Source organism: Lentzea sp. NPDC059081, from assembly GCF_042738015.1.
Lineage (GTDB): Bacteria > Actinomycetota > Actinomycetes > Mycobacteriales > Pseudonocardiaceae > Lentzea.
The window spans coordinates 304,794-324,564 of sequence record NZ_JBHYGW010000001.1 but is presented as its reverse complement, the minus strand read 5'-3'; the positions used below and the strand labels follow the sequence as shown (position 1 = coordinate 324,564).

The 19,771-nt window shown below is 72.4% G+C and carries 15 protein-coding genes; 7 read left to right on the top strand and 8 right to left on the bottom strand.

Annotated elements, in window-relative coordinates:
* Window positions 1-40: 40 nt before the first annotated feature.
* Window positions 41-1,693, bottom strand: a complete 1,653-nt coding sequence (locus ACFWV3_RS01555) for a choice-of-anchor B family protein (RefSeq protein ID WP_382407013.1) — start codon at window positions 1,691-1,693, stop codon at window positions 41-43.
* 312 nt (window positions 1,694-2,005) lie between these two features.
* On the opposite strand from ACFWV3_RS01555, the gene ACFWV3_RS01550 reads away from it, so the two are divergent.
* From ACFWV3_RS01550 to ACFWV3_RS01540, 3 genes are all read left to right on the top strand, one after another.
* A complete protein-coding gene (locus ACFWV3_RS01550) occupies window positions 2,006-3,451 on the top strand; it encodes a phenylacetate--CoA ligase family protein (protein ID WP_382407011.1) in 1,446 nt (481 codons plus the stop codon).
* Window positions 3,452-3,550: 99 nt separating this feature from the next.
* Window positions 3,551-4,009, top strand: coding sequence for a peptidase inhibitor family I36 protein (locus ACFWV3_RS01545; RefSeq protein WP_382407009.1), 459 nt, complete (start codon window positions 3,551-3,553; stop codon window positions 4,007-4,009).
* Window positions 4,010-4,187: 178 nt separating this feature from the next.
* Window positions 4,188-5,111, top strand: coding sequence for an ArsR/SmtB family transcription factor (locus tag ACFWV3_RS01540; RefSeq protein WP_382407007.1), 924 nt, complete (start codon window positions 4,188-4,190; stop codon window positions 5,109-5,111).
* Here ACFWV3_RS01540 and lnt read toward each other — a convergent pair.
* The 5 genes from lnt to ACFWV3_RS01515 all read right to left on the bottom strand — a co-directional run bounded on the left by lnt (window position 5,088) and on the right by ACFWV3_RS01515 (window position 11,417).
* Window positions 5,088-6,566 (bottom strand): apolipoprotein N-acyltransferase, encoded by a 1,479-nt coding sequence (gene lnt / locus ACFWV3_RS01535; protein ID WP_382407005.1) that lies wholly within the window; start codon window positions 6,564-6,566, stop codon window positions 5,088-5,090. The two genes, ACFWV3_RS01540 and lnt, sit on opposite strands and share 24 nt — an antisense overlap.
* Entirely contained in the window at window positions 6,553-7,953 is a 1,401-nt protein-coding gene (gene mptB, locus ACFWV3_RS01530) for a polyprenol phosphomannose-dependent alpha 1,6 mannosyltransferase MptB (protein ID WP_382407003.1), read from the bottom strand. The genes lnt and mptB overlap by 14 nt, the downstream gene beginning before the upstream one ends.
* Window positions 7,954-8,053: 100 nt before the next feature.
* Window positions 8,054-9,619: a sigma-70 family RNA polymerase sigma factor gene (locus tag ACFWV3_RS01525; protein WP_382407001.1), complete on the bottom strand. Its 1,566-nt coding sequence runs from the start codon at window positions 9,617-9,619 to the stop codon at window positions 8,054-8,056.
* A 414-nt stretch (window positions 9,620-10,033) separates the two neighbouring features.
* Window positions 10,034-10,795, bottom strand: a complete 762-nt coding sequence (locus ACFWV3_RS01520) for an SDR family NAD(P)-dependent oxidoreductase (protein WP_382406999.1) — start codon at window positions 10,793-10,795, stop codon at window positions 10,034-10,036.
* Window positions 10,796-10,805: 10 nt separating this feature from the next.
* Entirely contained in the window at window positions 10,806-11,417 is a 612-nt protein-coding gene (locus ACFWV3_RS01515; RefSeq protein ID WP_382406997.1) for a TetR/AcrR family transcriptional regulator, read from the bottom strand.
* A 54-nt stretch (window positions 11,418-11,471) separates the two neighbouring features.
* Between ACFWV3_RS01515 and ACFWV3_RS01510 the strand changes: the two genes are divergently transcribed.
* Together ACFWV3_RS01510 and ACFWV3_RS01505 are read left to right on the top strand one after the other, a co-directional pair.
* A complete protein-coding gene (locus ACFWV3_RS01510) occupies window positions 11,472-12,491 on the top strand; it encodes an alpha/beta hydrolase-fold protein (RefSeq protein WP_382406995.1) in 1,020 nt (339 codons plus the stop codon).
* Window positions 12,488-12,964 (top strand): GNAT family N-acetyltransferase, encoded by a 477-nt coding sequence (locus tag ACFWV3_RS01505; RefSeq protein ID WP_382406993.1) that lies wholly within the window; start codon window positions 12,488-12,490, stop codon window positions 12,962-12,964. Before ACFWV3_RS01510 ends, ACFWV3_RS01505 begins: the two co-directional genes overlap by 4 nt.
* Here ACFWV3_RS01505 and ACFWV3_RS01500 read toward each other — a convergent pair.
* Entirely contained in the window at window positions 12,951-13,793 is an 843-nt protein-coding gene (locus tag ACFWV3_RS01500) for a helix-turn-helix transcriptional regulator (RefSeq protein WP_382406990.1), read from the bottom strand. The two genes, ACFWV3_RS01505 and ACFWV3_RS01500, sit on opposite strands and share 14 nt — an antisense overlap.
* 100 nt (window positions 13,794-13,893) lie before the next feature.
* Between ACFWV3_RS01500 and ACFWV3_RS01495 the strand changes: the two genes are divergently transcribed.
* Window positions 13,894-14,658 carry an SDR family oxidoreductase gene (locus tag ACFWV3_RS01495; RefSeq protein WP_382406988.1) on the top strand — a complete coding sequence of 255 codons (765 nt, stop codon included), beginning with the start codon at window positions 13,894-13,896 and terminating at the stop codon, window positions 14,656-14,658.
* Window positions 14,659-14,820: 162 nt separating this feature from the next.
* Here ACFWV3_RS01495 and ACFWV3_RS01490 read toward each other — a convergent pair whose 3' ends face one another.
* Window positions 14,821-16,563, bottom strand: a complete 1,743-nt coding sequence (locus ACFWV3_RS01490; protein WP_382406986.1) for a BTAD domain-containing putative transcriptional regulator — start codon at window positions 16,561-16,563, stop codon at window positions 14,821-14,823.
* Between the two features lie 138 nt (window positions 16,564-16,701).
* Here ACFWV3_RS01490 and ACFWV3_RS01485 point away from each other — a divergent pair, with 138 nt between their 5' ends.
* Window positions 16,702-19,764, top strand: coding sequence for a tetratricopeptide repeat protein (locus ACFWV3_RS01485; protein ID WP_382406984.1), 3,063 nt, complete (start codon window positions 16,702-16,704; stop codon window positions 19,762-19,764).
* Window positions 19,765-19,771: the final 7 nt, after the last annotated feature.

The window sequence follows — 19,771 nt, the reverse complement described above, 5'->3', positions numbered from 1 at the left end:
TCCAGCGGGTGGACGGCGGTGCCGCCCACCCGCGTCAGGGTCAGAACTGCAGGCTCCACGCGTCGATGTAGCCCGTGTCGGCGCGGTAGACGTCCTGCACCTTCAGCTGCCAGGTGCCGTTCGCGACCTCGGCGGAGGCGTTGACCGTGTAGGTGGTCACCACGTTGTCACCCGAGTCCGAGTCGGAGCCCTTGAGCCGGAACGAGGTGCCGTCCGGCGCCACCAGGTCGACGGTCAGGTCGCCGCGGTAGCTGTGCTTGATGTCGACGCTGACGGCGAGGGTCGCCGGGGCGTTGCCGGAGACGCCCGACACGGTGATCGGGGACGTCACCGCCGCGCCCGCGTCCGGAATGGACACATCGGCCGTGTTCTCGAACTTCCCGCCGGTGGGCGGGGGTTCGACGGCACCGAGGTTCGGCTTGACCACGACCAGGCCCTGCTCGATGCCGTTCACGACGACGATGCCGCTGCCGAAGTACGGGTAGTTGCTCCAGGCGCCGTTGAAGCTCGCCTGGTCACCGGCCGGGTAGATGTCGAAGTACCCCGCCTCGGTGAGCTGCGCCGAGCCGATCCCGCTGATGTCCAGGATGCGCAGGCCCGCCTGGTAGTTGGCCTGGTAGGAGTACTTGCCCTTGACGTACTGGTTGTGGTCGATCGCCGTGGCGGGCGAGTTGTAGACGCCGGTGTGCACCGGGTTCGCGAGGCTCTGCAGGTCCCAGATGTAGGTCCTGGTGCGCTTGTCGGAGCCGCGCTGCTCGTCGAGCTCGTCGTCGAGCAGGAAGTAGCGCTGGTCCTCGGTCAGCCAGCCCTGGTGCGAGTACTGCGCGCCGGAGTAGCCCTTGCGCACGATCTGGACCGGGTTGGCCTTGTCGGTCACGTCGACGATCGTCAGCGTGTCCTCGTTGGAGTTGAAGCAGATCTCCCGGCCCTGGTAGGCCGCGTCCGGGCCGCGGTAGACGACGCACTGGTTGTCGTGCGTGTAGCCGTCCTGCGCGACGCAGCCCGCGTTCTTCGGCTGCTTCGGCGTGCGGATGTCGACCATGTGCGGGCCGCCGCTGCACGTGTTGGAGCCGATCGCGTACGCGTAGCCGGTCTCCTCGTTGATGGCGATGTTGTGCGCGGGACCGAAGTCCTTGTAGAGCGCGTCGGCCGTGAACGTCTGCGGCGTGGTGACCGTCCGCAGACGGGTCAGGTCGAACACCTGCATGCCGTGACCGGTGATGAAGTCGGCGACGATGAAGGCGTGGTCCTGGTACACCTTCATGTCGCGCCACGAGCTGCTGCCGCCGTTGGACGGCAGGTTGCCCAGGAACTTCGGCGCGGTGGGCGTGCTGACGTCGACGAACGCGGTGCCGTTGGTGCGGCCGACGATCGCGTACTCCTTGCCGGAGGACGGGTCGGTCCAGCCCCAGATGTCGTTGCCGTTGCCGCCGCCCATCGCGGACAGCGGCAGCACGCTCAGCAGGTCGACGTTCCTGCACGGGTAGATGTCGGCCTTGCCGTTGACGCACGGGACGCCGTCGGCGGTCCCGGTGACGGCGTGGCGGTCGGCGGGGAGGTGGTCGGCGAGGAAGGTTCTGGCCGCGGCCTGGCCTTCGGCGGTGGTGGGGTCGTGCGCGGACGCACCGGTCATCGAGAGGGCGACCGCGGAAGCCGTCAGCACGGCCAGCGCCCCCGAGCGCAGGGATCTCATGAAGTTGGGCTCCTCACCGGAAAGCAGGGGGTTTCCGATCGGACACCGACGGTAGAGATGTCCTGTACGCCGCGTGAACCCTCGTTCGTCTGGAACGGGATCCGTTGTCGTGAGCGGGACGGGGCGGACTCCGCCTAGGGCCTGTATCGAAGTCCTGTTCGATGAGAGTCGCGCCTGAGGTGGTTCCTGGTGGTGCGGCCGGATGAGCCGCGTACCGGTGTTGTACGTGGGTCGTCCGGCCGTGCCGCCAGGGGCCGCCTCAGGCCCGGCTATCGCGGACTTGGACTTCGATACAGGCCCTAGGCTCGGATCATGGACAGCGACCGGCAGACCCGTGTGCGCCAGGCGTTCGACGACTTCTTCGCGCCCGTCGAGCCGAAGTCGGAGAGCTGGGTGCTCGACCTGTTCCAGCGCACCGCCGCCACGGTTCCCGCCTACGGGAAGCTGCTGCGGGAGCACGGGATCGACCCCGCGGCCATCACGACGTTCGAGGACTTCCAGCGCCTGCCACTGCTCGACAAGCCGAGCTATCACGAGCGGTACCCGCTGCCGGAGCTCTGCCGCGACGGCGCGCTGACCGGCTGCGACATGATCGCCGTGTCGTCGGGGTCGAGCGGGCGGCCGACGATCTGGCCGCGCGCCCTGGAGGACGAGCTGCACGTGGCCCGCCGGTTCGAGCAGGTGCTGGTCGACGGGTTCCGCGCCGACGAACGCTCCACGTTGGCCGTGGTGTGCTTCCCGCTCGGCACGTGGGTCGGCGGGCTGTTCACGCAGGCGTGCGTGCGGCACCTCGCGGCGAAGGGCCGTCCGATCACCGTGGTGGCGCCGGGCAACAACAAGGCGGAGATCCTGCGCGTGCTGCCGGAGCTGGCGCCGCACTTCGAGCAGGTGGTGCTGCTCGGCTATCCGCCGTTCGTCAAGGACGTGGTCGACACCGGGCTCGCGGCAGGAATCGACTGGCCCGCCTACAAGATCAAGGTGGTGCTCGCCGGAGAGGTCTTCAGCGAGCAGTGGCGTGATCTGGTTTCGCAGCGGGCTGGAATTTCCGATCCGCTCACCGATGTCGCTTCTCTTTACGGCACCGCGGATTCCGGGGTGCTCGGCAACGAGACCGCGTTGTCGGTGGGCATCCGGCGGTTCTTCGCGCTCCGGCCCGACCTCGCGCGCGAGGTCTTCGGCGACTCGCGGCTGCCGACACTCGTGCAGTACGACCCGGCGAGCCGGTTCTTCGAGGTGCACGACGGCACGCTCGTGTTCACCGCGGACGGCGGGATCCCGTTGGTGCGCTACCGGATCGCCGACGAGGGCGGGGTCCTCACGCACGCCGAGCTGCTCGCGTTCTGCGCGGAGCACGGCTTCACTCCCCCGCCCGGCCCGGAGCTGCCGTTCGTCTTCCTGTTCGGGCGGTCGCTGTTCACGGTGTCGTTCTTCGGCGCGAACGTCTACCCGGAGAACGTGACCGTGGGCCTGGAGCAGGCCGGCATCAGCGACGTCGTGACGGGCAAGTTCGTGATCGAGTCGGTCGAGGACGCCGACGCGGACCGGACGCTGCGGATCACCGTCGAGACCGCGCCCGGCCGCACGGCGGACGCGGCCGCGATCGCCGAGTCGATCAAGGAACAACTGCTCCGGCTCAACAGCGAGTTCGCCCACTACGTCCCCGCGGAACGGCAGCTGCCCGAGATCGTGCTGCGCCCGGCAGGCGATCCCGAGTACTTCCCGGCAGGGGTGAAGCACAGGTACACACGACGTTCCTGAAAAGCGCTTTTGCACCACGGAGCAATAGCTTTTCGGGACTTCCTCCGGCTGTTTAGAGTTGGCCCCGGCCGAATTCATTGACTGGGGTGGGAGGAATCCTTGAGGTTCGTTCGGCGTGTTCTGGTGGCGATGATGCCACTCGCGATGCTGATGGTCGTCGGGCTCGCTGCCCCGAGCGCGCAGGCCGAGGCACCGGCCGCTCAGGCCGCCGCGGTGGGCGCCGCGGTCGACTCCGAGACGGGCCAGGCGCTCGCCGCCTGGGACTGCAACACCGGCAACGTCTGCTTCTGGACCGGCTTCGGCGGCACCGGCAGCAGGTGCATGTGGGAGGTCGCCGACCCGGACTGGACGTCGGGCAGCATCAAGTGCTCGTGGGCGACGACCAAGGAGGTCAAGTCCGTCTACAACCGCGGGACGTCGTCCGCCACGGGCGTCGTGTTCTACCGCAACACCGGGTACAACAACCGGATCGGCTGCACCAAGCAGGGCAAGAAGGGTGACCTCGCGGGCACCTACCAGGTGCGGTCGCACCAGTGGACCAGCGGCTCCTGCGGCTGATCACCGCAGCGGGAAGACCGGCTCCGTGGCCCCAGCCCCGGGGCCGGTTTTCGTTGCGGAATTCGGCGGAGTGACAAGACCAGTATTGTGTTCCGCGGTGACCTGGCCTGGGGAGGTTGCTGTGTTGCGCATCCATTTTTCCGAGGAGGATCTGGAGCGTACGCAGGTAGCAGAAAGGGTGGATCCGCTCTGGGAAATGGTGTTCAGCTGGCTGAGGCTGACCGAACTGGACTGCGGTCTGATGCTGCAGCCGTGGCTCCGGGACATCCGGCGCAACGGCGACCGCGACGTGATCAAGCCGGGTGTGCGCATGTGGTCCGTGCTCGCACCGCTCGGCCCGTACTTCCCCGACCTGCTCACGCCGCCGGAGGGCGCGCTGGGGCTGGGGAGTGCTCTCGACGCGATCAGGTCGACACCGCGCCAGCGGCTGAAAGACGAGTTCCGGCTGCTGGACGAGGTGCGGCCGACACCGGGGTGGACGCGGCCGGTGGCGGCGGGCGACGGCGCGTCGTTGCTGGAGCTCACCGAGGCGATGGCCCGCTACCACGCCGCGGTGGTCGAGCCGTACACCTCGATGATCGAGGAGGCGGTCGAGACCGACCGCGTGCACCGGACCGGGGTGGCTGGTGACGTCGACGGCCTGCTGCGGGGCATGTGGCCGTTGATGAACTGGCGCGCGCCGGTGCTGGAGGTGCAGTACGCGTGCGACCGGGACCTGCACCTCGGCGGGCGCGGGCTGCGGCTGGTGCCGTCGTACTTCTGCCGGGGCACGCCCGTCGCGTTCGCCGACCCCGGACTGCCGCCCACGGTGGTCTACCCGGTGCACCACGACTGGACGTGGCAGCGGCAGCTCGCGAGCGGGCGCCGGCAGGAAGGGGCGCTCGCGGCGTTGCTCGGCACCACGAGGTCAGCGGTGCTGGCCGCTGTCGGCGCCGGTGCGACGACGACCGAGCTGGCGGAACGGCTGGGGGCCTCGCCCTCGTCGGTCAGCCGGCACACGACCGTGCTGCGCGAGGCCGGTCTGCTCACCACGGAGAGGCAGGGGCTCTCCGTGCTGCACCAGAGGACGTTGCTCGGATCAGCCCTGCTGGGCAACAACTGAGGTTCGGCGGCGCGACCACAGCCCGATCACGCACGCGGCGAACGCCGCACCCGTGAGCAGGACGTGGATCGCGCCGCCGAACCTCGTCGCGAACGTCAGGTCCGACCGCAGCGGCACGCTGTCCACCATCAGGGCGTCGGTGAACATGCCCGTGGACTGCACGACGCTGCCATCCGGGCGCACCACCGCGCTCACCCCGCTGATCGCCGCCACCACCACGGCACGCCCGTGCTCGATCGCGCGCAGCCGGGCCATGCCGAGCTGCTGGTAGGTCATCTCGCCGCGGCCGTACCAGGCGTTGTTGGTGGGCACGACCAGCACCTGCGCACCGGCCGCGGCGCTTTCCCGCAGCACGTGGTCGTAGGCGACCTCGTAGCAGATGCCGACGCCCACCCGCGTACCCGCGATGTCGAGCACGCCCGGTTCGGTGCCCGCTTCGAGGTCGGGCTGGTCGGCGAACGGCGTCACGAGGCGGGCGAGGTCGCGCAGCGGGATGTGCTCGGCGAACGGCACGAGCTCCTGCTTCGCGTACGACGCGCCGGCACCGGTGCCGGGCTGCCAGGCGATGACGGAGTTCTTCCCGTCCCGCAACGCGCTCACGAGCGTCGGGACGCCGAGGTCCGTGATCGCGCGGTCCAGGACCGGGTCGCGGTCGCGGGTGCGGGTCGCGCTCTCCGGCCACACGACCAGGTCGGGCTTCGGCACCGAGCCGCCGCGGATCAGCGCCGCCAGTTCGGCGGTCTTGCGCAGGTGGTTGGCGCGCAGGGTGTCGCCCGCGGTCAGCAGGTCGAGGCCGATGTCGGGCGCATTGCCCTGCACGACGGCCACCGTGCGTTGCCCGTTCTGCGCGTCGACCGCGACCAGCGGCCCGACCGCCAGGGCGGCGGCGAACGGCAGCAGCGCCCAGCCCCGACGCCACTCGCGGATCCTCGGCAGCCAGGCGGCCAGGCCGAACCCGGTCACGACGACCGCGAACGTCACGAGCGGTGCGCCACCCACGACAGCGATCCGCGCGAACGGTCCGTCGACCTGTCCGAACGCGACACGACCCCACGGGAAGCCGTTGAACGGGATCAGGCCACGCGCGGTCTCCTGCAACACGAACAGCAACGCCGCCCACACGGGTGCCGCGGGCAGGCGCGCGACCAACGGCACGAACGCCATCACGGCACAGATGAACAACGCCATCAACGCCGAGAGCACGAGCCAGGGCCACGGACCGAAGTCGTCGCCCAGGAAGTGCTGGATCCACCACAGGTGCGGGAGGAAGAAGGCCAGCCCGAAGACGAACCCGAGCCCGGCGGCACGGCGTCCGCGCACGTCCTCGAGCGTCAGCCACAGCACGGCGAACGCCGGGACCGCGAGCCACCAGAGCGTGCGAGGCGGAAAGCTCAACGCCAACGCGCCACCGGCGAGCGCGGCGGCGCCGTAGCGGACGAGGTCAGCCCTGCGCAACGGACACCCGCACCCGGCGCAGGAGGAGGTACGCGGCCCCCACCAGGGCGATCCCGACGACGTAGGCGGTGACCAGCTCGGCCACCCGGCCGCTGAAGTTCCCCGCGAGCGGCGGCACCAGCAGCGCGAACACGCCCACGAGCACGGCGACCCGAGTGCGCCACGGCCCCGCCGGCAGGCACGCCGCCAGCGGCAGCACGGCCCACAGCAGGTACCACGGCTGGATCACCGGCCCCAGCACCACGATCAGGCTCATCATCATCCCCAGCGCCGTCACCTGAGAGATCCCGCCGCGCAGCTGCCGGTGCACCAGCACGACCAGCCCGCACAGGATCAGCACGAGCCCCGCGATCCGTGCCGCGGACATCATCGCCTGCCCGGCTTCCTGGCCCGCGACCGCACCCGCCAGGAATCCCGGCCAGTTCGTCGGGGCCATCCAGCTGGCGACCTTCGACGGCGTCCCGAGCGCCTCCACCCAGCCGAACCCGGCGCCACCGGCGAGCGACGTCACGACGGACACCGCCACCGCCGCGCCGACCATGCCGGCGCCCGAGACGAGGAACGTGACCAGGCCGCCGCCGAGCCTGCGGGCCAGTGCGGTGCCGACGACGGCGAGTGCGACCAGGGCGGGCAGCTTGACCTGGGCGCCGAGTCCGACGAGGACGATGCCGGCACCGAGCTGCCACCACCTGAGCTCCGGCAGGGCCTCCAGCGCGATCACCGTGCCCGCCAGCATCAGGCCGAGCATCAGCGCGTCGTTGTGGACACCGCCGACGAGGTGCCACAGCACCAACGGGTTCAGCACGCCCAGCCAGAGCGCCGTGCGCTCCTCGACGTCCGCCATCGCGGCGAGCCTCGGCACGGCCCAGACGACGAGCAGCAGGCCGAGCACCGCGGCCAGCCGGTACAGGACGATCCCGGCGGTGGCGTTCCCGCCGGTGACCTCCGCGATCGCGCGTTCGACCGTGGTGAACAGCGGCCCGTACGGCGAGGGCGTCTCCCGCCAGTAGACGCCGACACGTGCGACGGCCTCCGCGCTCGCCCCGGCGGCCGGGCTGACCACGTTGGGGTCGAGTCCGTTGGCGGCCACCTCACCCTGCGCGAGGTAGCTGAACACGTCCGCGCTGAACAGCGGCGGGGCCACGAGCAGCGGCCCGCACCACCACGCCAGCGTGCGCCGCAGCCACTGGGGATCGGCCTGCGTGCGTCCGAGCAGCGCCCACGTCAGGACGACGAGCCCGGCACCCGCGATCGCGATCCCCAGGGCGAGCGCCGTGCCTCTCGCGGCCCAGGCCCCGCCGGCGAGCAGGAGCGTGCCGCCGAACCCCGTCCAGCGCAGCAGGTCGGGAGTGTCGGTGGTGGGCCGGGCGTAGGTGACGGTCTGCACCGAAACGAGGGTGGTGCCTCGCCCGGTCGGCGCGCGTCCGTCTGCGGTCGCGCTCCCCCGTACGCCTGGAGGATGATCTTTTTTCTTCCGGCCCGGCCGATCAACCTCCGGCGAAGTCGTGCGTCATCCACACGGTTCCCTTGGCGTCGCGGACCACGACGATGCCGATGCGGGTCGAGGACTTGCTCAGGATGTTCTTGCGGTGGCCGTCGTTCGGGGGCTTCTCGTCGATCATGCCCTGGGTCAGGCCGAGTGCCATCTTGGAGATCGGGTCGACGGAGTCCTTGACGGGACCGCCCATGCCGATGTTCTCGGCGACCGAGCTCCACTTCACGCCGGCCGCGGAGGCCCGTTCGCCCAGACCGCTCTCGCCGGAGCACTGGTGCGAGAGTCCGCAGCCGTTGCTCATCATCGCCTTGGTGTGCCGTTCGGCGGCGGTGACCAGTGCGGGGTCGATCGTCAGCGGGGGCAGGCCCTGCTGCGCCCTGGTGTCGTTGATCAGCGCGAGGACGCGTTCCTCCGGCGTCGGGACGCGGACGGGTTCCGGGGTCTGGGTCGTGGTCGTCGTCGTGGTGGTGGTCGTGGTCGTCGTCTGGGTGCTGGACGACGGCGTGGCGGACGTCGTGCCCGTGGTCGAGGCGATGTTCGTGGCCGGGGCCTGGCTCGTGGAGGTGCTCTGGATCGCGACGACGACCGGCGGTTCGGACGGGAGGAACACCAGCGTGCCGGTGACGCCCAGGACCGCGCAGACGGCGGCCGCGCCCGCGGCGGCGAGCAGCGGTTTGGTGGAGACGAACCCGGCGAGCTTCGCGACCGGGCCCGTCGCCTCGGCGAGGTGGGCCGCGGTGTGGACCACGGGCGTCACGTCGGCGAGGTTCTCCAGCAGCCGCGGCAGGTAGGAGGCGGGGACGGTGAGCAGCGCCGCGCCGGTCAGGATGCGTTCGACGGGCATGGCGTCGTCCACGCCGCGCCGGCACCGCCCGCACTCGTCGACGTGCCGCAGCAGCCGCTTGCGCCACAACGGGCTCGGCTCGCCGTTCCAGCCCTGGGCCGCCCGGTCGAGGTTCGGGCAGCGCGGCTCCACCGACAGCGCGCGCACCAGGTGCCGGATCGTCTCCAGACGCCCCTTCAGCCGGCTGACCCGCACCGTGACGGTGTGGGCGTTGAGGTCGAGCGCGTCGATGACCTCGGCCCGCGTGAGCTGCCCGACCCGTTCGAGCGTCCACAGCGCCAGCAGCTCCCGGTCAGCCGGATCCAGCCACCGCGCGGCCTCGTCGACCTCCCGCCGCTGCTGGGCGAAGTGCAGCCGGGACAGCGCGACCTCCACGAACTCGGCGCCGGGATCCGCCCGGTCGTACTCCTCCAACGGCGCCGGCGCCAGGTCGCGGCGCCGGTAGTGCTCGCGCACCTGGTTGATCGTGACGGCGACCAGCCACGACCGGAACCGGTCGGGCTCCCGCAGCGCGTCGATGCCGCGGATCACGCGGACCATCGTCTCCTGCACCACGTCGTCGACGTCGGCCTCGGCGTGCAACGCCCGGCCGGCGACGTTGTAGACCAGCGGCAGGCAGGCGGCGACCACGGCGTCGAGCGCCGCCCGATCACCGGCCCGCGCGGCCTCGACCTGCTCCGCGTCCACCTGCCCCAGCCACTCCCGACCCGTCAACTTCCGCACCCTTCGCCCGGCGATCTTCCGTACGCCATGGGGAGACCGGCGAGTCTCACGCGAGGTCACAGAAACCGGGCTGTTTGGTGAGCCAGGTCACACGCGACAGTGGGGACGCGGGGGTGGGGATGGCGGGAGGGGCGGTGGTCAGGGGTGCGGCGGGGCGAGGTGGGGCGCCGGCTGAGGCGGCAAGGCGAGCCGGCGGGCCGAGCGGAGCCGGGGTGAGCGGGGCTGGGCAGGCGGGGCTGGGCGGGCGGGCGGCGCGGCGTTGGCGAGCCGAGCTGGTGGGCAAATCGGAAGCTGACGGCCGGAACGGAGCGGGCCGGAACTGGCGGGGGCCGGAGTCGGCGGGGTCGGGCAAGACCCGCGAGGCGGAGGCCGGGCGCTCTCGCCCGGCCCGCCGCGACCACCGGGTCAGGCCGCCACCACGGCCACCCCGGTCCGCCCACCGTCCACGTCCAGCACGATCCCGTGCACGAACGCCGCCTCGTCCGAGGCCAGGTACACCGCGGCCGCGGCGATGGCCTCCGGTGCGCCGGAGCGGCCGGCCGGGGTGCCCTTCATCATCACGTCGGCGGCGGTGCGGGTGCCGGGGTCCCAGTCCGCGGAGGCGATGACGCCCGGCGAGATCGCGTTGACGCGGATGCCCTGCTCGGCGAACTCCGAGGACCAGGCCCGGGTCATCGTCTCCATCGCGCCCTTGCTGGAGCTGTAGATCGCGCCGCTCGGCACGCCGAGCCTGGTGATCCACGAGCCCAGGTTGATGATCACACCGCCGCCGGTCATGCCGGGGGTGAGGGCCTGGGTCAGGAAGAACGGGGCCTTCACGTTGACGCCGAAGACGCGGTCGAACACCTCGTCGTCGGCGGTCGGGGTGGACGACTGCGGGTAGATGCCGGCGTTGTTGACCAGGATGTCGACGTGTCCGAGCACGTCGGTGGCCTCGGCGGCGAGCGCGCGGCTCGCGGTGGAGGAGCCGTCCAGGTCTGCCTGGACGAAGTCGGCCCGGCCGCCGGCGGCGCGGATCTCGGCCACGACGTCGGCGCCCTTGGTCTCGGAGCGGCCGGAGACGACGACGTGCGCGCCCTCCGCGGCGAAGGCGACCGCGATCGCGCGGCCGATGTTGCTGGTGGAACCGGTGACGAGGGCCTTCTTGCCCTGCAGACGTTGTGCCATGTCCTCGAAGTTAGGAGCCCAATTTTGGACCCGCAAGTCCAGAAGTGCGGAGGTGGTCGAGCAGGGTGTCGAGGACGGCCTCCAGGTACGTGACGCGGCCCGTCGACCTCAGCACCTGCACACCGCCCTGGATCCCCGCGATCAACGCCGCCGCGAACCGCGCGGGATCGAGCGAGCCGGCGACGTGGCCGGAGCGCTGCATCTCGACGACTCCCCGGCGCAGCTCCGACTCCCACCGGTGCAGCAGCGTGCTGATCACCTCGTGCGCGCCCGGCGTGCTGCCCAGCTCGCCCATCAGCACGCCCAGCGGGCACGACCGGCCCTGCGCCCGGTAGCGGGCCACCACCGCGTCGCGCCAGCGGTCCCAGGCCGCCCACGACGTCAGGGCGCTCAGGTGCGGCTGCTGGTCGTCCAGCACGCGGTCGGCCTCGAACCGCGCCACGGCGAGGAACAGCTCCTCCTTGCCGTCCGGGAAGTAGTGGAAGATCTGACCCTTGCTGGTGCCGGTGATCGCCCGGATGTCGTCGAGCGTCACGCCCACCGCGTCGTCGCTGCGCAGGTGGGCCGCCGCGCCCTCGATGATGCGTTGCCGGGTGGCCCGGCCCTTCGCCGTCAGCTTCACGACCGCCACGATAAGTTTTCTGGACCAGCGAGTCCACCATGGTTGACTGGCACCATGCTTCCCTGGGACAGCCCGCTCGCCGGTCGGCTCGACCGGCACACCGTCACGTCCGAACTGCTGCGCGGCAACCCGCTCGGCGATCCGCACGAACGCCCGCTGTGGGTGTACGTGCCGCCGGGCTACGACGAGAACGAGCGCTACCCCACCGTCTACGTGATCCAGGGCTACACCGGGCACATCGGCATGTGGGCCAACCGGATGCCGTTCCGCCAGCCGTTCATCGAGACCGCCGACGCGGTGTTCGCGAACGGCGCGCCGCCGTGCATCGTGGTGTACGTCGACGCGTGGACGACCTACGGCGGCTCGCAGTTCGTCGACTCCCCCGGTACCGGGCGCTACCACTCGTACCTGTGCGACGAGATCGTGCCGTGGGTCGACGCGCACTACCGCACGATCCCGGACCGGGAGTCGCGGGCGATCTCCGGCAAGTCGTCGGGCGGGTTCGGCGCGATGATCACGCCGATGCTGCGGCCCGACGTGTTCGGCGCCCTGGCCACGCACGCGGGCGACTCGCTCTACGAGCTCTGCTACCTCGCGGACTTCGGCAAGGCGGCACGGGCGTTGCGCGGCCACGACCACGACATCCGGAAGTGGTGGGCGGACTTCCGGAGCCGTCCCGCGTTCACCAAACCCGAGGACGCGACGCTGCTCGGCGTGTTCGGTGTGGCGGCGTGCTTCTCGGCCGGGGAGGACGGGACGCCGTTGCTGCCGTTCGACCCCGTGACGGGCGCGCCGCTGCCCGAGGTGTGGCAGCGCTGGCTCGACTGGGACCCGGTGCGGATGGTGCCGGAGCACGCCGAGGCGATCCGGTCGCTGCGGGCCGTGTGGATCGACGCGGGCCGCAGCGACGAGTACTACCTCGACCTCGGCGCGGAGGCGTTCCGGGCGAAGATCGCGGAAGCCGGAATCCCCGACGAGCGCGTGCACTTCGAGCTCTTCGACGCGGGCCACGGGGGCATCGACTACCGTTACCCGCTTTCACTGGGGTGGTTGGCGGAGAGGGTGGCACGGTGATCCAGGACGTGTCGTTGCGGCCGGTCGAGGAAACCGACTTCGACGTGTTGTTCGAGCACATGCGCGACCCGGAGTCGGTGCGCATGGCGGCCTTCACCGCCGAGGACCCGGACGACCGGGCGGCGTTCGACGCCCACCTGCGCCGCAACCTGGCGCGGGAGGACACCACGAACCGCGTGATCGTCGGGGACGGCCGGGTCGTGGGCTCGATCGCCAGTTTCGTGATCGAGGGCGACACCGAGGTCACCTACTGGGTCGACCGCGCTGTGTGGGGCCAGGGCGTGGCGGGCCGCGCGCTCGCGTTGCTGCTCGAGGAAGTCACCGTCCGGCCGATCTACGGCCGGGCCGCGAGCGACAACGCCGGCTCGCTCAAGGTCCTCACCAGGGCGGGCTTCGAGGTCGTCGGCACCGACACCGGTCACGCGGCGGCGCGCGGCGCCGAGATCGAGGAGACGATCCTCAAGCTCGGCTGAACTTCTCCGTGCCCAGCACGCCGAGCAGTTGCAGCTTCTCGAACGCCTCGGTGCGCGGCGGCGCGGTCAGCACGAGCAACGCCTGCGACTGGTCCTCGGTGAACAACGCCTGGCAGTCCACCTCGATCTCACCGAGCTGGGGGTGCACGAGCACCTTGTGGTCCTCGAACCGCTTGCCGACCTCGTGCCGTTCCCACAGCTCGGTGAACTCGGCGCTCTCCTTCCGCAACGCGCGGACGAGCTCGGCGGCGCGCGAACGCGGGCCCATCGTGGCGTAGGCGGCGCGCAGGTTCGCGACCTGCGCGCGCGACTGGTGGTCGCGGTCCTGCTCGCGGTAGACGAGGCGTTCGTCGGGATCGGTGAACCAGCGGTAGATGCCGCTGCGGGCGAACCCGGTGTAGCCGGACGAGTCGCCGTAGAGCGCCTCGGCGAACCGGTTCTGCACCAGGACCTCGCTGAGGTTCGACAGGATCAGCGCGGGCGTGTCGTCGAGCCGGTCCAGCACCCGTTGCAACGCGGGCGCGACGTGCGTGCTCGTCACCTGCGGGGACGGCGCGTTGCGGCCGGCGACGTGGAACAGGTAGTCGCGCTCGTTGTCGGTGAGCCGCAACGCCCGCGCCAGCGCGCCCAGCATGTGCTCGCTGGGCTGCGGGCCGCGTTGCTGTTCCAGGCGCGTGTAGTAGTCCGTCGACATCGCCGCGAGCGACGCCACCTCCTCGCGCCGCAGCCCCGGCGCACGCCTGCGCGCACCCACCGGGAGGCCGACGTCCTCCGGCCTCAGCTCCTCACGGCGGCGGCGCAGGAACGCCGCGAGCTCCACTCTGTCCACCACTCCAGTATGGGCACCCGCACGCCCGCAACCAGGGATCGCCGATCCCCCGATAAGTGCTCTCTGCCGCGGCCCGTGGGCGAGGACGCAAGCTCTGTGCATGGACATCACCGGAAACACCGTCTTCATCCCCGGCGCCACGAGCGGCATCGGCCTGGCGCTCGCCCTCGCCCTGCGGGAGCGCGGCAACACCGTGGTCGTCGGCGGCCGGCGCACCGAGCTGCTCGAGCGGATCGCGGCCGAGCACCCCGGCGTGGAGACCGTCCGCGTCGACACCAGCGACCCCGCCAGCATCCAGGACGCCGCGAAGGACGTCATCGCCCGCTTCCCGTCGCTGAACGTGCTGATCACGATGGCGGGCATCATGCGGGTGGAGGACTGGCACCGGCCCGAGTCGTTCCTCGCCTCGGCGGAGAGCACGGTCACGACCAACGTCCTCGGCCCGATCCGCCTGATCGCCGCGTTCGTCGAGCACCTCCAGACCAGGCCCGCCGCCACGATCATGACCGTCTCCTCCGGCCTGGCGTTCGCCCCGCTGAAGATCACGCCGAGCTACAACGCCACCAAGGCGGCGATCCACATGCTCAGCGAGACGCTGCGCCTGCAGCTCGCCGACACCTCGGTCGAGGTCGTGGAGCTGGAGCCGCCGTCGGTGCAGACCGACCTGCTGCCCGGTCAGGCCGAGAACGAGCAGGCCGTGCCGCTCGACGACTACATCGCCGAGGTCATGAACATCATCGAGAGCGACCCGGCGGTGCGGGAGATCCAGGTCGAACGCGTCAAGTTCCTGCGTTACGGCGAGGCCCGCGGCGACTACGACCAGGTGGTCGCGGCGCTCAACCACTCCGACCCGCACGGCAAGTGACCCACCGGCCGGCCACCGGATGCCCACCGGTTGCCCACCGCCTCCCGGCAGGGTGACGGCCAGGCCGGACGTCTCCCCCGGACCCCCGGCCGCACCACGTCAGGGAAGGAGGTACGGCCACGTCCGGCCACGACGACACCGCGGCGAAGCCGCCGGGCCAGGTCACGAGCTGAGGTCCCGGTCCGGTCCCGGGACCGCGCAGTCCCGGGACCGGGCCGCCGCGAAGTCGCGCAGCAGGCCGTGCACGGCGTACCGGCCGTCGGGACCCGCCTCGACCAGGTTCGCCCGCACGAGCCGTCCCAGGTCGTGCCACGTGCGCGCGATCCCCGTGCCCGCCAGCGCGACGGCCTCCGCGGCGTCCGCGCCCCGGCCGGTGCCGAGGAGCACGAACAGCCGGGCGGCGGTCGCCGGAAGCCGCCGGTACGACTGCTCGAACGCCTCCCGGACCGACGCGCGCCGGTCCTCGCCCGCGTCCAGCAGGTCGAGCCGCAGAGCCGGGTCGGCCAGGTCCGCGGCCAGGTCGGCGAGGGGTCTGGTGGTGGCGAGCTCGGCGGCGATCCGCAGGGCGAGCGGAAGTCCGCCGCACCGGCCGGCCACCGCCTCCGCGCCGGGCCGCCCGCCCACCAGGGAGCGCAGCAGGGCGAGCGAGTCGGTCCGGGAGAGGCAGCCGAGAGCGACGCGGTGCGCGCCGTCGAGCACGACCAGTCCCGGCAACGTGTTCCTGCTCGTCACCACGGTCAGGCACGTCGGGCTGCCGGGCAGCAGCGGGCGGACCTGCTCGAAGCTGTGGGCGTCGTCGAGGACCAGCAGCAGCCGCCGTGCCGCCACCGCCGTGCGGAAGCACGCGGCGAGACCGGCCTCGTCCGGCGGGAGCTCGTCCTCGGCCTGGCCCAGCGCGGTCAGCAGCCGCACCAGCGCCACGGCGGGCGGCAGCGGTTCGCCCGGCCCGTGCCCGCGCAGGTCGAGGTGCAGCTGCCCGTCGGGGAACCGGTCGCGGACCTGGTGCGCCCAGTGCGTCGCGAGCGCCGACTTGCCGGCCCCCGGCGGGCCGGAGACCAGCACGAGGCCCCTTGCGGACGCGCGGTCGAGCGCGGCCAGTTCTCCTGTTCTGCCGACGAGACCGGGCGGGGCGGCCGGCAGCTGCGCGGGCACCCGTCCCCCTGCGGACGGGGCCACCTCGCCCGCCAGGACCGCGCGGTGGGCGGCGCGCAGCACCGCGCTCGGCTCGACGGCGAGCTGGTCGACCAGCGACCGGCGGATGCGCCGGTAGGCGACGAGCGCGTCGGCCTGCCGCCCCGCGCCGGACAGCGCGAGGATCAGCTGCGCCCACAACCGTTCCCGCAACGGGTGTTCACGCACGAGGGTCTGCAGCTCGGCGACCAGGGCGAGGTACCGGCCCAGCCGCAGATCCGCCTCGATCCGCTCCTCCAGCAGCGCGAGCCTGCGTTCCGCGAGCCGGGCGGCCTCCGTCCGGCAGGCCTCCGCGTCGAGACCGTCGAGAACGGGACCACGCCAGCAGGAAAGCGCTTCCCGCAGCAGGTCCGCCGCCTGCTCGGCCGACCCGTCGGGCTGCCGTGCGGCGGCCGCCGCCAGCTCCTCCGCCCGGTCCACGTCGCGCTCCCCGTGCCCGACCCGCAGCAGGTAGCCGGGCGCCCGCGTGATCAGCCGCTCGGACCGCCCGACGCGCAACGCCCGGCGCAGGCCCAGCACGCACCCCTTCAGCAGCTGCCGCGCCGAGGCGGGCGGCCCGCTCCCCCACAGCTGCTCGATCAGCCGTTCCGCCGAGACGACCTGGTTGGCGTTGAGCAACAACACGGCGAGCAGGTGCCGCTGCTGGGGGCCTCCGATCGTGAGCGGCTCGTCGCCGTCCCAGACCTCCAGCGGACCGAGAATCCCGAACTTCACGGCCGCCACGGTCGTCCGGGCGCGTACACGGCCACGTACACGGACATGTGTACGTCTCGGCCGCTTTCACTCCGATTGGGTGCGTACGACCGGCTTCGCCGACCGTAGGCTCACTGCGCCGACCAAGCGGGAGTGTGCGTGGAGCTGCGGGTGCTCGGACCGGTCGAGATCGTCACCGAGCGCGGACCCGTCCAGCCGGGACGGCGGATGGCGAGGGTCCTGCTCGGCGTGCTCGCGTTGCGGGCCAACACCTTCGTGCCGGCCGAGCGGATCGTCGACGCGCTCTGGAACGGGCGCCCGCCGCGGTCGGCACCGGTCAACCTGCGGTCGTACGTCAGCGACCTGCGGCGGCTGCTGCACGCGGACGGCGACGGGCCACCGCGCATCGAGACCAGCGGCGGCGGCTACCGGCTCGTCGCCGGGCCGGACGAGCTGGACCTGCTCGCGTTCACGGCGCTCGCCGCGACGGGCAGGGACCTCCTGCTGCGCGGCGACCACGAGCAGGCGATCGACCGGCTGACCGCCGCGGGGAACCTGTGGCGGGGCCCGGTGCTCGACGGGGTGCCCGTGCCGGAGCTGGTCGCCCCGACGGCCAGGATGCTGGAGGAACGGCGCGTCGACGTGATCGAGGACCGCGTCCAGGCCCGGCTGGAGCTGGGCGGGCACCCCGGTCTCGCCGCCGAGCTGCGCGAGCTCACCGGCCGGTACGAGCTGCGGGAGCGGTTGTGGGGCCAGCTCATGCTCGCGCTCTACCGCGCCGGGCAGCCGGGCGAGGCGACGCGGGCGTACGACCGGCTGCGGCAGGTGCTGCGCGCGGAGCTCGGGACCGGACCCGGCCAGGAGGTCGTGCGGCTGCACGAGCGGATCCTGCGCGGCGACCCCGGGCTCGCCGCTCCGGTGCGGCCGGCGGCGCCCGTCCCGTGGCAGCTGCCGCCGGACGCGGAGCCGTTCGTGGGCAGGCAGGAGCACCTGGACGCGCTGGACGAACCGGCGGGGCCGGCGGTCGTCGCGGTCGTCGGCACCGCGGGGGTCGGCAAGACCGCGCTGGCCGTGCGCTGGGCGCACCGGGCCAGGGGCCGGTTCCCCGACGGCTGCCTCTACGCCGACCTGCGCGGCTACGGGCCGGAACCGCCGGTGGCGCCCGACCAGGTGCTCGCCGGGTTCCTGCGGGTCCTCGGCGACCGCGACGCCGGGCGCGGGACCGCGGAGCTGTCCGGCCGGTACCGGACGCTGCTCGCGGACCGGCGGATGCTGGTCGTGCTCGACAACGCCCGCGCCGCGGACCAGGTGCGGCCGCTGCTGCCGGGCGGCGCGGGCTGCCTGGTCGTCGTGACGAGCCGCGACGACCTCGCCGGTCTGGTCGCCAGGGACGGCGCGCGCCGCGTGCGGCTGGACCCGATGCCGTCCGGCGAGGCGCGGGCGTTGCTGCGCAGGCTCGTCGGTGACCGCGAGGGCATCGCCGCGCTGGCCGACCGGTGTGCCGGGCTGCCGCTGGCGTTGCGCGTCGCCGCGGAGCTCGCCGCGCAGTCCGGGGACGCGCTCACCGATCTGGCGGTGGCGCTGGCGGACCGGCAGCGCGGCCTGGACGAGCTGGACGCGGGCGGCGACCCGCGCACCGCCGTCACGGCCGTGTTCGACTGGTCGTACCAGGCGCTGACCCCGGTGGAGGCACGGGCGTTCGGCCTGCTCTCGTGGCTGCCGGGCGCCGACTTCGACGACCACGCGGCCGCCGCACCGCTGGACCTGACCCCGGCGGAGACCGCGCGTGCGCTCAGCCGGCTCTGCCGCGCACACCTGGTGCAGCGGGACGCGGGCCGGTACCGGATCCACGACCTGTTGCGCGCGTACGGCCGGCGTCTGCCGCATGAGCCGGAAGCCGCTCTGACCGCGTTGTTCGACTACTACGTCCGCGCCGCCACCGCCGCGGAGTCCGTGTTGCGACTCGGGCATTCCACGGACTCGGCGTCGTCGTCCCTGTCGCCGGAGCACGCGGCCCGTTGGCTCAACACCGAACGCGCGAACCTCGTCGCCGCCGTGGTGCATTGCGCGGCGAACGGCCGTGATGCCCAGGCCATCGCGCTCGCCAAGCCGTTGCGGTCCTATTTGGACACCGGCCGCCACCTGGCGGAGGCGCGGACCGTCAACCAGCACGCGCTGGACGCCGCTCGCCGGGCCGACGACCCGGCGGCCATCGCCTCCGCGCTGAACAGTCTCGGCAGCGTGTGCCACCAGCTCGGCCTCTACGCGGAGGCGATCGAGCACTTCGACGCGGCGCTGGCACTGCGCAGGCGGACCGGGGACCGCACCGGTGAGGCGATGACGACCAACAACCTCGCCAGTGTGTTCGGCAGGCTCGGCCGCCACCGCGAGGCGGGCGAGCACTACCAGCGGTCGTTGCTGATCGTGCGCGACCTGGGCGACCGGGCGGGTGAGGCGCTCGTGCTCGCCAACCTCGGTTTCGTGCGGCTGCGCCTGGGCCACTACCGCGACGCGCTCACCTGCCACCGGCGCGCGCTGGAGCTGAGCGTCCTGCTGGGCGACCGGGTGCTGGAGGCCACCGAGCACAGCAACCTCGGCCTGGTGCGGGCGCTGCTGGGCCAGCACCGCGAGGCGGCGCGGTCGCTCTGGCGGGCCGCCGTGCTCTGCCGCGAGCTGGGCGACCACCAGGGCGAGGCCTTCGTGTCCGGCAACCTCACCGTCCTGCACACCCGGCTCGGCAACCACTGGGTGGCCCACCGCCACGCCGGGCGCGCGCTCGCCGTCCACCACGCGTCCGGCGACCTGGCGAGCGAGGCCGCCGTCCTCGGTTTCCTCGGCGACCTCCACCTGCGGACGGACCAGCACTTCCGCGCCCTGCGCACGTTCCAGCGAGCGCTGGAGCTGGACCGCAGGATCGGCGAACGGTTCCAGGAAGCCCAGGCGCTGAACGGGATCGCCGCCGCCTGCACGGCCCTGGACCAGCCGGACCGAGCCGAACGCCACCACCGCGAGGCGCTCGCGCTGGCCACCTCCACCGGCGACCGGTACGAGCAGGCCCGCGCGCTCGCCGGCCTCGGCGACCTGCACCACGCCGCCGGCGACCCCACCGCGGCGGCCGAGCGGTGGCGTGCCGCGTGCGCGGTGTTCGACGAGCTCGGCGCGCCCGAGGCCGAGCAGCTCCGGACGCGGCTCGCGGAGCCGGTGGGCAGTCCGGCGACCTGAACCCGTG

What these genes read in the sequence shown, in the direction of transcription:
- ACFWV3_RS01555 (WP_382407013.1), bottom strand. Translation starts at nt 1,693, where the DNA reads ATGAGATCCCTGCGCTCGGGGGCGCTGGCCGTGCTGACGGCTTCCGCG.
- ACFWV3_RS01550 (WP_382407011.1), top strand. Translation starts at nt 2,006, where the DNA reads ATGGACAGCGACCGGCAGACCCGTGTGCGCCAGGCGTTCGACGACTTC.
- ACFWV3_RS01520 (WP_382406999.1), bottom strand. Translation starts at nt 10,795, where the DNA reads ATGGCACAACGTCTGCAGGGCAAGAAGGCCCTCGTCACCGGTTCCACC.
- ACFWV3_RS01510 (WP_382406995.1), top strand. Translation starts at nt 11,472, where the DNA reads ATGCTTCCCTGGGACAGCCCGCTCGCCGGTCGGCTCGACCGGCACACC.
- ACFWV3_RS01495 (WP_382406988.1), top strand. Translation starts at nt 13,894, where the DNA reads ATGGACATCACCGGAAACACCGTCTTCATCCCCGGCGCCACGAGCGGC.